This window comes from Bacteroides bouchesdurhonensis (genome assembly GCF_900155865.1).
Lineage (GTDB): Bacteria > Bacteroidota > Bacteroidia > Bacteroidales > Bacteroidaceae > Bacteroides > Bacteroides bouchesdurhonensis.
Genome location: NZ_LT707006.1, coordinates 5,096,078 through 5,109,615, shown reverse-complemented (window position 1 = coordinate 5,109,615; position 13,538 = coordinate 5,096,078). Strand labels below are relative to the sequence as shown.

Here is a 13,538-nt window from a genome sequence, read left to right as displayed (position 1 = left end):
TTCCTTCATTTCAGTTTTAATAAGCTTGTACAGCAGGTGGCAGGGACGTAGCCTGTTTGTTAGAAACACGGAATAAGTTCTTTACAAATCCTACCATGAACACGTGAGAGTAGGTATGCGTCTTGATTTTGTTTACATTAGACTGTTGCAAATCAGCTAAATAACTAAAACGCATTTTGGTATCTCCTATAGGTAAATCGACAGAAAGCATCTGACGAAGAGATGGCTGATTATGAATAGAAGTAAAACGTACCACACCACTTGCATTTCCCAATGAGAAAATCTCATAATATGATTGTCCGTAATGCGGCGAGAACATCAGACCGATGACTGGCAAATTGACTTGATAACGCAACACTACCGGATAACGTTTAATTTTTAAATGCCAAATAGCCATACCTGAAGCATCTAGATTAACGTATGCACGTGCAGAAGCTGGATTATTACCGTTGCGGAGGTTATAAACAAATCCCCCGTTGAGATCAAATAACCCACCTGCCAATAGTTTGAAGTTGTCTGTTAACCGGAACTGGTAATGAAGTCCGTAATTCCAATTCACTAATCCGGAAAAAGCATTGTTATTGTCTGCACGATTGTGAGTGTATCCTAAATCGGCCTGGAAGAAATTTTGTACAGAGACATTTCCGTCGAATAGTTTTGTCATTCGCATTGTTTCACGGGAAATGCGAAAGTCAATCCCTTTGTATTCCTGAGGCGAGAGATAGGTGTCGAACACATTAGTGAAACCAACACCATACATTGTAGAACGTGTCACGTAACGGGTAGGATCGGAAAAACCTTCTCCGGAACTTTCATTATTCTGTCCCAAGCCAGGGAGAACATGGACCATCAATGTGATGAATACTATAATACTTTTTCTGAATTTTATCATTCTGTTCTATCTTTATTCCCTTTCCAAAAGAAAGGGGATGAAAGGGAGATTCTAAAATAATTTCATCTGCCCTGTAATCTCATCAATGATATCTCCTTCACTTTTATCGCTGTCCGGATCTAGATTTTCCACTTCCTCTTCCGTCTCCTTCTGCTCTTCCTGCAATGGTTCGGGAAAACGAAGCGGATCGAGTTCATTGATCGTTTCGATACCAAACGTTGAAATTCGTTTCCCTTTTGCCTTGAAACCTTTCACTGCAATAAATTCTTCTGCATCTATAATCAGCGGGTCACGGAAACTGTCGTGTCCGCCAAAGACTACTTCCAGTCTTGGGTAATATTCGTCCGTAAGCAGGATGAGGCGGTTGTTCTTGTTGTCTCCCAAATAATTCTGTTTACGACTGGTACCTTCAAAACAGAAACGTTTCAGATAAGGATAGTTCTGCTGGTCGGCATCATATAGTGCCGCAGTCCATACTTTATTGGAGTCAAACTTCTCAACAATGCTCACATTATCTTCGTAGTGGTTGCTTAGGTCAAAGTTAGTAGTATAGAATTCGCCATTGTTTAATACAACCAGAATCGTATCATCACTTTGGAATTCTCCCAAATACTCACCCCTGCCATCATAGTTGAGACGGAGTATGTCACGGTCAAACCATACTTTTCGTCCTCCCAAAGTAGATCCCCCCTTCTGTTTCAGTGTTATCTTATGGATTGGAAGGCGGGTTAGGATGACGCCTCGTGCCTGACGACCTTTAATACCAGTTTCACTAAAGTCATGTTCGAAAATAATACGTCGTACACGTGGATTCGGTTTTAGAGTTACTTTTATAATTTCCGCTTCTCCGTTCGGGTTAGCACTGAAATATGTGATGCGTGAGTCCGGTGTGCCTTGAGTGACGTCATACTCACGATCGCGTACCACAGAAGTGACGGCAAAACGTTTAACATAAGTGGTCCCTTCTTTGCCGTCCCGATAGGCCACATTATAAATTGTGCGTTTGTCGTTCTTCTTAAAGACATTGACATAAAGTACATTTTTACCCACAAACTTCTTGTCTGCTACCGGGGTTACAATATATTTTCCATCACGAAAGAATATAATCACGTCATCAATATCCGAGCAACAGGCAACGAATTCGTCTTTCTTTAAAGAAGTACCGATAAATCCTTCTTCGCGGTTGATATAAAGCTTTTCGTTAGCTTCTACTACTTTTGTAGCTTCAATGGTATCAAAGTTACGAAGTTCTGTGCGGCGTGGGAAGTTTTTGCCGTATTTCTCTTTTAGCATCTGATACCAGTCAATAGTATATTCTATGATATTTGCCAGATGATGGTCTATCGTAGCGATCTCCTCTTTCATTTTGGCAATCAGTTCGTCGGCTTTATCCGAGTTGAACTTCAAGATACGTCCCATTTTGATTTCCATCAGTTTGAGAATATCATCTTTCGTCACTTCACGGATAAATTTTGGATAGAAAGGAGTCAGTCGTTCGTCAATATGCTTACAAGCAGCATCCATATCTTTGGATTGTTCGAACTCTTTATCTTTATAAATCCGTTCTTCAATAAATATCTTTTCGAGAGAAGCGAAATGGAGGGCTTCCAATATTTCGTTTTTCTTGATTTCTAGTTCCTGTTTCAGCAAGTCTAGTGTGTTGTCTGCTGATTTTTTCAACACTTTACTAACAGTGAGGAAGTGTGGTTTACTGTCATCAATCACACAGCAGTTCGGTGAAATGCTTACTTCGCAATCGGTAAAGGCATATAAAGCATCGATCGTCTTATCTGAAGAGGTACCGGGAGCCAGGTGAACCAGAATTTCCACATTGGCAGCCGTATTATCATCCACTTTACGTATTTTGATTTTCCCTTTATCTACTGCTTTCAGAATAGAATCGATCACGGAAGAAGTTGTCTTACCATAAGGGATTTCCGTGATAGCTAAAGTCTTATTGTCTATTTTATTGATTTTGGAACGTACCTTTACGACACCACCTCGTTCGCCATCATTATATTTGGCTACGTCTATTGAACCCCCTGTTTGAAAATCGGGATAGATTTGAAAAGGTTCATTACGTAAATAACTGATAGAAGCGTCGCAAAGCTCGTTGAAGTTGTGTGGTAATATCTTTGATGAAAGTCCAACAGCAATACCTTCTACGCCTTGAGCCAGCAATAATGGAAATTTGACAGGAAGTGTGACTGGTTCTTTGTTTCGTCCATCATAAGACAGTTTCCATTCCGTAGTTTTGGGATTGAAAACAACGTCGAGTGCAAATTTAGAAAGACGCGCTTCGATATAACGTGGGGCTGCTGCACCATCACCGGTGAGAATGTTACCCCAGTTACCCTGACAGTCAATAAGTAGGTCTTTTTGTCCTAATTGTACCAAGGCGTCTCCAATGGAAGCGTCGCCATGAGGGTGAAACTGCATGGTGTGTCCCACTATGTTGGCCACTTTGTTATACCGTCCGTCGTCCAGACGCTTCATTGAATGCAGAATACGACGCTGCACAGGTTTTAAACCATCATTAATATGAGGCACTGCACGTTCTAGAATCACATACGAAGCATAGTCCAGAAACCAGTTCTGGTACATACCTGTGAGTTGATGTTTTACGTTTTCGTCTCGCCCGTCAGCCGGTTTATAGTCTGAATGTCCTTCTGTTATCTCGTTAATTTCGTCACTCATAAATTTGCTGTATATACTTCATTTTAACGCATACGCTCGCAAAAATACAAAAAATAAAAGAGATTTTAATGAAGAAAAGAAGAGATTCATTATGTTAAAAGCTGATAACGAGGAAGAATTGTATGATAAACTGAGATTCCTGCAATTTTTTTACTTTAACAAAAGTTAGTTAAAAATAAGCCAATCCTAAACTGTTCTGGCAGTAAATAAAATGAGTTCTTTGAAAAGTTTGTCGATAACTTGCTTGTCTGGGTTAATCCCAAACACGCAAATAACTCGTTCAAGCATATAAGCCTTGTGTATGAATGACTTGCAAGAGGATATGGAATATGTTATTCCTTGCCTCTTACATGCCGCTTTGGTCAAGTTGATAGCAGCGAGTGATGCATGGAAGTGAAAATCCAACTTTCTGAAGTCTGTTGGCTGACAGTTGGTAATTCCGGCATATTGCTTGCCATCTCTAAAGCAAAATTCGAGTTGGAACCTGGTTCTGTAATAATCCAGCACTTCGCGTCCCTCCATAGAATTGTCTGTAGAGAAATAAAGCTGCCACTTGTCTGATCTTCCATCCATGGGGTACCAGACGGATAAGGAAACGTACCTTTTGATAGCTTTTGCATATACCCTCAATCCGTATAGCTTTCCCTTGTTCACTTCGTATTCCTTGCATCGGGTAAGATCCAGATTGGCAAAGTCAATCATTCTCAAAAAGGTTACGGTATGTCTGTTCCGAAAAACATCCATACTTGCCCAATTGGGGGAAATTTATACGACCCGGGATGGTCATGAATAATTTCATGGTATCCATGAAGGCCTTTTCAAAAGGTTTGCTTATATTTACGACTGATTTGAGAGCCGATAGGCACTCGGATTGGTATTGTATAAGGAGTTGTCTCTTTAGTCATAATCAGAAGAGTTGAGGGACTTCTAATTTACTAAAATAACGAATTATGCAATACTTATCTTATTTATTATCAGCAGATTGACTCCTTTTTCAGTACATTTCTTCTTGTAGCCATTTATGTTTTAAAAACATAAAATCACTTTGCTCCACGCTAGGAATTACATCCTTACGATACCATTTGGGAAACTTCTCTTTTAGTAGGTTCTGAGTAATCTCAACTAAAAGACTGTCTCTTTTCTCTTTCGGCATAGAAGAGAGAGCCTCTTGTGCAATCAACATGCCATTTGTACAAACAAATAACAACAATAAAAAAAAGTTTCATAATAATTAAAATCAAAGAAAAAAATATTGCATCCAGAATTACATTCTTTTCTCCTTTCTTTGACGTATAGTCACCTTTCCTTGGGATAACATCTCAGGAGTGTAAATTTGCGGTTGATAGCGTATTTCTTCTAGTTTCTTAAATTTTCCTTCAAACGTTATTTGATATTTAGTATCTATTCGCTGTCCTTTCAAATTATCAAGATAAATAAGATCCATCGCAATGTCATCATACCACATAATATAATCATTATCCGGAAAATCCAGTCGTTGCACATCAACAGTAAAATTATTGTTAATTTGGGCCTCTATAGTCCAAGCATCTGCTCCGAGCCATTCTCCAATAGGAAGAAAATCTATCATCTTACCAGATAAATCAAATGTTACTAACCAATCTTTTATTCTATCATGTTTACGTGATATAGCTTGAATAATTCCCATAATATAATCTCCATTTGTATCCCTAATTAAAAATAATCGACTTTCGGAATCATTACGTTCACAACTTTTCCGATCAAGATTAACATAAAAGGGAGAGACGCTGTCTACATAAGAACAAGGTTGTGTCGCAGTCCTTTTCTTCTCACATTCACGCCAATTGATACTATCATTACATTCAAAAAAACTTTTATCAAAGATAATTGGTAATTCTAAAAAGGATCTCTTCAGGTAATTTTTAAATACTCCTTGAAGTTCTTTGTTCTTAATCTCAGAGACTTTAACGCGAGAAATTATGTCAGAACTACTTTGAGAGAATGCAATAATCACATTAGTAAAGATGAATATTGCTAGACTTAATATTGTTTTCATACGTTTATTATTTAGGTATTAAAATAAATAGTACAACTTCAATTCGACATTATTATTTCCAAAAAAACTAATTAATGATTATATTATTTAATCAACAAATATATTTAATTTTACACACAAAAAAAATATCAGCATATAAAATAAAGAATAATTATCATCCGTAAACATATAATTAATTTTATAAACTAAATAATTAATTCGCATTTTTCATAGAAACTTGCAAACAAAGAACATGCAAAAACAAATATAATATAAACGAATCAAGTTGACATACCTATTACAATCACACTGTTATTTAAGCGACTTATCAACTAAAAATAGAGAGAACTCATTCCTTCATATAGATATTTATTAAAAATCCTCTGCCGAAACAGTGCACTAACATGTAATTCGGCAGAGGTAATAATAAACTTAAAATTAAAATATAAATAATATTTCAAGCTATAGAACTTAGAATGATACTACCCCATCATAATTCCCATCATTCGGTCTAATATGAGTCACTGTATATTCGCCACTAAAATACTTTGTATTTCCACTTAGTTTCAACTCATAACTATCATAATAAAGACGGTTATCATTACTACATCCATCAGCAACTCGAGTAGCACCATTATCCATAAATGTATAGTAATACTGCCTCTTAGAAGAGTCGAATCCTCTTCCTGTTATAACTACAAAATGATCTGTACCATCGCTATTGGGACTTTTCATAAGATCATATTCGACACCAACAATAATCACTCTATTAGCGTTAAGATGCCTGTCAATACATTCAATGCCCTTTCTGTAATTCTGAGTTGGATTATCACCCCAATTATGTAATTCACCATTTACCGTATGAGTCAATCGAAAAACATGTGAACTATCTCCTGGGTAAGTTATTCCATATTTTAGGAGTACACTTTTACAAAGTTCTAAACAGTTAGTGTTATTCCAAGGAATAAATTTACTTTTATCCATCAATTCTATTGGATCTTTTGCAACGCCACAACCACAGCCAGAGCCATTTCCAGAACCGCAACCACTACCACTAGCTGTTACCCACCCCAGACCACATACATAAATCGTACCGGATATGGCTCCTCTGTCATTCAGAGAATTGAAAAAATCTTGAGACATACAATCATCCGGTCCCATACCTGTACCGGTAGAATAAGTAGTTCTCGCAGCCGATGAAGCTTCATTTGTCTCCTGTTGCTTCAATTCTTCATTTTTGTTCTTTTCTTCCATTTTTCTTTTGTTTTTAAAAGTTTATAAATTAAATAATTATATATAGTGAAAAACACTATCTCAATTTGATTCAACACATATCAATCCATGGTAAAAGAGATATTCAAGTTCATTTATAACTAATCTGTAAACTTGATACTCGTCTTTCTTTATCTCAAATGAAAGAAGAGGTAACAACTCTTCAAATAGACATCCAAATGTTTGTTTCTCTTTCAATAAATTCAAAATATTGTAACATAAATCTTTGATGATTATCTCTTTAAATCCTTCGTTGAGCAAACTGGGAATACAAACGATATCAAAATTATCGAAAGGCATATCTTTATTGATTCGATCCCTTAGCAAACGTTTGGCTTCCAATGGCCAATGTTTAGGAATCTCAAAAACGGACAAATAAGGATTTCTACTAAGAATGCATAAATTTTGTATTCCACGTTTAGCATTCAAGAAGGCAATGTAAGCAGATGAATGTTTCTCTTGGTTATATAAATCTTCATTGGATATTTTTCTCCACTTTTCGGATAAACTGTCTAAGTGATCATGATAAGCAGCAATGCACATCTGAGAAGTTAAGCCGGGAGTTATTGAATATTTGTTTTTGTCACGCAACCGCTTATGGTTATATGGAAACAGTTCCAATACTCGCTTGTAATACTCAGGATATTTGTATAATAAGGATTTACCCAACAGTTCACAGATTCGCTGATTTCTTTTATGTCCATCCAAAATATGCATCAATGTCGCCTCATTATACCTATAGAAATCACAAAAGTCATTATAGGTATATCCGTTATCACGGACACTATAATCAAGTACAGTGGTCACAGGCTTATTATCTGTATTGGAGAGGGCATAAAACAGAATTTGTTCAAAGAGAATGTTATTATTTATATGAACCTTTGGGCTATTCATATCATTCAAATGATTATTCTCAATAATCCCAAATGCCGTTTGGCAATACTTCTGTATAAAATCCAAATCATTGCCTCCAAGGATTCCGGCATTATATGAGCCTATGGAATCTTTAGCTAATTCTTCTCTCAGATAATCCGGCATTGAAATATTTCTTTGCAGAACATCATTCATCATATTTTTATAATAACTGCTACCTATTTCTAAATTTTGGGCAATCAATCCTCCCCTTCCTACATTATGATCTAGCCCTTTAGGTAGATACACATCACCATCCACATGTATAAATGGCTCTTTTTGGAGTGAATATGTTACAATTTTAGGATACGCCCAATGAGGTTCTGGGCAACACAAATTATCATATTGGATAATTACGTCCTTATACGGCAGGTCCAGAAGTTCAACGAAAACTTTATAGCCATTTGAATCCGTATACAATACGATATCCTCATAATGTTCTTTTAAACTAAGGCAACTTAGTGTCCAGGACATCAGGTGATATTGTGGATTGATCCACCCAAAATTATTTTCTAACAAGGACTTATTTCCAGTCCAAAAGGTTTGTACTACTTTCATATCGTTATTGTTTTAATGAAATAATATATGTTTGTTACAATAAATTCAAACGTTTTTAATATGCACTACAATAGTTTTTATCTAATAATAAATTTCAAACTATTTCTAATAAATCAAGAATTTAGTTCTTGATATAATTGCTTACGACCATAAGAAATACGGCTTCTCACAGTATTTACAGGAATATTAAGAATTTCACTTATTTCGTCATAGGAAAATCCTTTTGCGAAGTATATTACGCAATCCATACAACATGATTTTTGATAACATCGACGGATAGCGGATACAACATCTCTGAATAGTACTGAGTCTGAAGCGGAACTCGTAGAACTGTTTTCCATCACTACATCATATCCGACGAAACTTAACGTATAATATCTATTGTACATCGTAATATATGTATTTCGTAAGACTATAAAACACCATGCTCTAAGGGATTTGTTACAATCAAATCTACTTCGATTAACTAGTATTTTATAAATAGTATCATTTGCTAAATCTTCTGCATCTTGTTGATGTTTACAATATCTCTTTGCCATATATAATATCCAAGGATATAATTTGGAAAGTTCTTTATCTAAGTTCATAGTTTGCCCTCCTGATTAAGTGATTGTAATATTTTACTTTTATACTGCTTTGTATATTTTCGGTATGTTGTGTACCATTTATACAAATGTTTTGCAGTATATTCCATAGAGTAGATAAGAATATCTGTTTCAAGAAGAAGAGAGTTTATTAAGTTTTTTACGGCAGATATTCTTTCAGTAAGCCGGTCGCTTTTAATCTCTAGTACTTTAGATTTTGATAATAAATTATTGTATAAATGATAATTTACACAATACAATTTGTTTTTTTTATTCATAATAAATATTGTTGTGTTTCTTATAATAGATTACTAACAACCTTTGAAAAAATTCGATTTATATATGAATAAAAGCACACTTTTATATGAATTTAGTAGGATAGAATCATTTTTATTTTTCAAATAGTATTTTGAGAACATATATGATAAATATGATTGGAATGCATTTAAACATAGATATTAATATATTATTAGCAGGAAGAAATATTTCAGTTAACTGCTTTTGGGGGTATAAATAGTTGTCTTTTGTGGCTCTATTGATTTTTAACCAAGGTTTATACTCTTTCTATGGGAAGTACATTTTCATATAGTTGAATTTTTCAGAAAAAACACACTCTTCTGACTATTATTGAAATACGATTTTTGCTACAGTTAGTACAACTATTGTATTCGGAAAGCTTAGATAAGAAAATAAAAAAGATATCTGCAATCGAATTTTTTCATGATTGATTAGTATTTATATATAGATTGCTTGCTAATCTGTCTGTCATTTTAGCCAATTCAGAGAAGTTTTTTGAATGATGTTTTAATTTTATTAATGATAAAAATCAATGAATTTATGAGAATAGTACAAACTTTTTGGAGTGCAGAAGGAGATCCTTTAAGAAATCCTTATGGTTGGCTTGAACCACAATATCATTTAATGTCTTGGGCATTAAGTTGTTTGAGTCTAAGGGAAAATTATAATGAAGTGGTTTTGTATACAGATACGAGTGGATATAATGTGTTTATAGAGCGATTGAAATTACCTTATACCGATGTTATAATCCAGTATGATGGTTTGAGATGTCCTAAGCATCAATGGGCGTATTCAAAGGTATTAACATATTCATTACAGAAGAAACCTTTTCTTCACATCGATGGGGATGTTTATCTGCCAAAAAGGTTAAAAACAAAAGTAGAACAAGGAGAAATAATAGCACAAAATAGTGAGATTGGAACGGAATATTATAAAAATATGGTGAATAATATAAGGTTAGAGAATATTTTATTTCCCGATTTTTTAGAAAGAGAATTACAGAAAGAATCCATACCATCTTATAATGCAGGTGTGTTTGGGGGAAATGATATTCAATTTATTCAGGAATATTGTCAAACGGTTTTCGATTATATTAATATGAATAATTTGTTTAATGGTGGTGAAAATTATTTAAGCCATAATATTTTGTTTGAGCAAATTCTTTTTTATGCCTTGGCAACTGAGAAAAATAAAAATATAACGACTGTTTTAGAGCGAAAAATAAATGACAACGGCTATTCATATTCTGATTTTTGTGATTTCTACTTATATGAGAATTATCCTCTAATGCATATTATCGGGGGACACAAGAGAAATCCACGTATTTGTGCGTTACTAGGTAAAACCTTGCTTAATAAATATCCCGAGTATTATCAACGAATTATAGAACTATTTCCTGAAAATCACAAGCGTTTCCAGAATCTGAATAAAGGAGTAACCTATGTATTGCCTTATTCAGAATTCGTAGATAAACTTCGAAAAAAATGGAGAAAATTATCTAATGACATATTACTTGATTTGGAAAAGAAGTCATGTTGCTATTTCCCGTTTTTTCAATTTACTGATGAGCAAAAAAAGGCAGTCACGATTAGGAGAAATCCTTATTTATCAATTTATGAGAAACAAGGTAGAGAAAAACTACCTCAATCAGATATGGCAATTATCCCTAGTCTCCTTAATAATGGTTTTCATGAAGTACCTATTGATGATTTGAGTTATAATATATTGATTATTTTGAATAAAGCAAAGAGCTTTGATTCTTTGTATAATAGATTACAATCATGTTTTCAACCTAATACTGAGGAGAATAAAAAGATAATTGAACAGCGAATTAGAGAGAAATTGGAATATCTGTTTTATAATAAACTTATTTTTTTAAATATTATTTAGTTATTGATTATGAATAAAATACCAAAGGTCATCCACCAAATATGGGGAGGGAATAAAGAATTACCTAAAGAATATCATGTATTAAGTGAAACATGGAAGAAAAATTATCCCGATTGGAAATATGAATTTTGGGATGATGCACGGATTAATGAATTTGTTTTAGAAAACTATCCAGAATATTATGACTGTTTTTTAGCTTTTCCCTATGATATACAACGTTGGGACTCTGTTCGGTATCTACTTCTCAATAAAATTGGGGGAATGTATGTAGACTTTGATTATGAATCTATTATGTCTATAGAACCTTTGATTGAGAATCAAGAATGCTGCTTTGCTTTAGACCCCATCACTCATGGAAGTTCTCTTAAAAAAGTATTAATGCTTAATACTGCTCTCATGCTTAGTATTCCAGATCATTGGTTTATGAAGAAAATCATAAAAGCTGTTTTTTCTAAACAAATAATCAGTAATGATAAACGTCCCAAAAGCGTACAGGTGTTTACTTCTACCGGACCATGGATGTTGATTGATTTATATTATGAATTAAATGAAACTGAAAGAAAAACTATATTCTTACTATCCGATAAAAATGTAACTCCTTTAGATTGTTGGCAGTCCAAACGATATTTACAGGGAGAAATGAGTGATGTGGAATCTGGATATAGGCTAAAAGATGCTTATGCAATTCATTACTTTTTTGGAGATTGGAGGTAATTGAATTGTTGATATTAAATTAATATGTAAGGTATATTGAATATATAATCTAAGTAACATGCAACTTGAAAATGTAAAAACAATAGAATTCCTGTTTAAGCGGATGGGGATAAAGTTTACAAAAACATATCTATGTAAACTTTATAATATAGGTCCGGATCGGAATACTTTATTTGGGATATTAAATGTATTATCTAAATATGGAATAAACCATATCATTTTTAAGATGAAGAATAAAGATGAAATTAATTCCATAGATACTCCTTTCATAGTTATTCTTAAAGGAAAAGTAGTTGTGGTAGATCAGGTAATGAACGGAATTGTTTCATATGCGGAAGGAGGCCAGAAAGTAAATATCTCTTCTGATGAGTTTGTGGAACTGTGGGATGGAGTTATTCTTATGCCTGAAGCTGTTGAATATTCGGGAGAACCGAATTATGAATTACATCGAAGGCAATACTTATTTAACTTGATACGTAGAAATGTTTTCCTATCAATTATCCTTTTATTATTTTTCGTCGGGTTAGTTCTGAATAATACCTGCCATGACTTATATATATTTCTTTTATTGATGATTAATACATTGGGAATATATATAAGCTGGTTACTCTTACAAAAGCAACTAAATATTCCGAATGATCATGCAGATAGAATATGTGCAATACTGAAAAGAGGCAATTGTAATAGAGTTCTTGCTTCTCCGGCCGCAAAGATTATGGGTGTTATTGGATGGAGTGAGATCGGATTGAGCTATTTTATTTCAAATGTCTTTATTGCGATTTTGGTTCCGCATTTAATTCCCTATTTGGCTTTGATTAATGTTATGGGATTGCCATACAGTATTTGGAGTATATGGTATCAGAAATATAAAGTCAAACAATGGTGTCCTCTTTGTCTGATCGTACAATTTTTGTTGTGGATGATATTTCTTGTAGATATACTCTTTAATAATATAGCAATCGCTCAAAATACTCTACTAAATTTTGTATTGACAGCATGTATATATGGGGTGTCTCTTTTAGTGATAAATATTTTATTAGTAAAACTAAATGATGGAAAATATACTGAATATTTGGAAAAAGAATTGTATTGTTTAAAGATAAATCTGGAGGTTTTTAAAGCATTGTTGTATCAACAAACACATTATGCAATAAGTAGCTCTGTGTCAAGAATACTGTGGGGTAATAGGGATGCACGCATAATTTTTACAGTAGTGATAAATCCTGATTGTTATCATTGTGCAAAGATGCATAAGCGAGTTATTCAGTTATTGGCAAAAGCAGGTGATAGAATTTGCATACAGTATATTTTCCGTTCGTTTGGAAAAGTATATGACTCCGGAAGTCTTTTTCTAATTTCGGTTTATTTCTCTAATGTGATAAGTGAAAGTAAAAAAATGGAAATATATGATAACTGGTTTGTGGAAGGTAGAATAAATAAGGATAAATTTTTTAAGAAATACGATTTAAAGACAGATCAAAAGATTGTTCGATCGGAACTGGAATGTCATCAGCGATGGGATGGTATGAAAGGTCTTGATGGAACCCCTACGGTTTTTATTAACGGTTATCAACTTCCTGATCTATATCAGATAGAAGATTTGATTTGTTTTTTTGATTTGGAAATATAGATGAAATAAAGCTTTTGTTAAGTTGTAGGGCAAAAGTAAATAGCACGTGCAATATCTACAGCATTAATTAATTTTTAT

11 protein-coding genes and 1 pseudogene are annotated in these 13,538 nt (G+C 33.9%); 4 read left to right on the top strand and 8 right to left on the bottom strand.

Going from position 1 to position 13,538, the window contains the following annotated elements:
- Nucleotides 1–16: 16 nt before the first annotated feature.
- From CZ225_RS21985 to CZ225_RS21955, 8 genes are all read right to left on the bottom strand, one after another.
- Complete coding sequence (locus tag CZ225_RS21985; RefSeq protein WP_077155512.1) at nucleotides 17–892, bottom strand: DUF3316 domain-containing protein; 876 nt, start codon at nucleotides 890–892, stop codon at nucleotides 17–19.
- Nucleotides 893–943: 51 nt separating this feature from the next.
- A complete protein-coding gene (locus CZ225_RS21980) occupies nucleotides 944–3,589 on the bottom strand; it encodes a DNA gyrase/topoisomerase IV subunit A (RefSeq protein WP_077155511.1) in 2,646 nt (881 codons plus the stop codon).
- 186 nt (nucleotides 3,590–3,775) lie between these two features.
- Nucleotides 3,776–4,291 (bottom strand): transposase, encoded by a 516-nt coding sequence (locus CZ225_RS21975; protein WP_234983110.1) that lies wholly within the window; start codon nucleotides 4,289–4,291, stop codon nucleotides 3,776–3,778.
- A gap of 292 nt (nucleotides 4,292–4,583) precedes the next feature.
- Nucleotides 4,584–4,772 (bottom strand): hypothetical protein, encoded by a 189-nt coding sequence (locus tag CZ225_RS23520; RefSeq protein WP_129585847.1) that lies wholly within the window; start codon nucleotides 4,770–4,772, stop codon nucleotides 4,584–4,586.
- An 81-nt stretch (nucleotides 4,773–4,853) separates the two neighbouring features.
- Entirely contained in the window at nucleotides 4,854–5,624 is a 771-nt protein-coding gene (locus tag CZ225_RS21970) for a hypothetical protein (RefSeq protein WP_077155510.1), read from the bottom strand.
- 450 nt (nucleotides 5,625–6,074) lie between these two features.
- Nucleotides 6,075–6,857, bottom strand: coding sequence for a hypothetical protein (locus CZ225_RS21965; protein WP_077155509.1), 783 nt, complete (start codon nucleotides 6,855–6,857; stop codon nucleotides 6,075–6,077).
- Between the two features lie 60 nt (nucleotides 6,858–6,917).
- Nucleotides 6,918–8,345 (bottom strand): DUF6734 family protein, encoded by a 1,428-nt coding sequence (locus CZ225_RS21960; protein WP_077155508.1) that lies wholly within the window; start codon nucleotides 8,343–8,345, stop codon nucleotides 6,918–6,920.
- Between the two features lie 113 nt (nucleotides 8,346–8,458).
- Nucleotides 8,459–8,932, bottom strand: coding sequence for an RNA polymerase sigma factor (locus CZ225_RS21955; RefSeq protein ID WP_077155507.1), 474 nt, complete (start codon nucleotides 8,930–8,932; stop codon nucleotides 8,459–8,461).
- Between the two features lie 834 nt (nucleotides 8,933–9,766).
- On the opposite strand from CZ225_RS21955, the gene CZ225_RS21945 reads away from it, so the two are divergent.
- From CZ225_RS21945 to CZ225_RS21935, 4 genes and pseudogenes are all read left to right on the top strand, one after another.
- Nucleotides 9,767–11,116 carry a DUF6734 family protein gene (locus CZ225_RS21945; protein ID WP_077155506.1) on the top strand — a complete coding sequence of 450 codons (1,350 nt, stop codon included), beginning with the start codon at nucleotides 9,767–9,769 and terminating at the stop codon, nucleotides 11,114–11,116.
- A gap of 9 nt (nucleotides 11,117–11,125) precedes the next feature.
- Nucleotides 11,126–11,830 carry a glycosyltransferase family 32 protein gene (locus CZ225_RS21940; RefSeq protein ID WP_077155505.1) on the top strand — a complete coding sequence of 235 codons (705 nt, stop codon included), beginning with the start codon at nucleotides 11,126–11,128 and terminating at the stop codon, nucleotides 11,828–11,830.
- Between the two features lie 58 nt (nucleotides 11,831–11,888).
- Nucleotides 11,889–12,227, top strand: a pseudogene (locus CZ225_RS24925) (cysteine peptidase family C39 domain-containing protein); the annotation flags it as partial.
- Between the two features lie 174 nt (nucleotides 12,228–12,401).
- Nucleotides 12,402–13,460, top strand: a complete 1,059-nt coding sequence (locus tag CZ225_RS21935) for a vitamin K epoxide reductase family protein (protein ID WP_234983107.1) — start codon at nucleotides 12,402–12,404, stop codon at nucleotides 13,458–13,460.
- The last annotated feature ends 78 nt before the right edge of the window (nucleotides 13,461–13,538 follow it).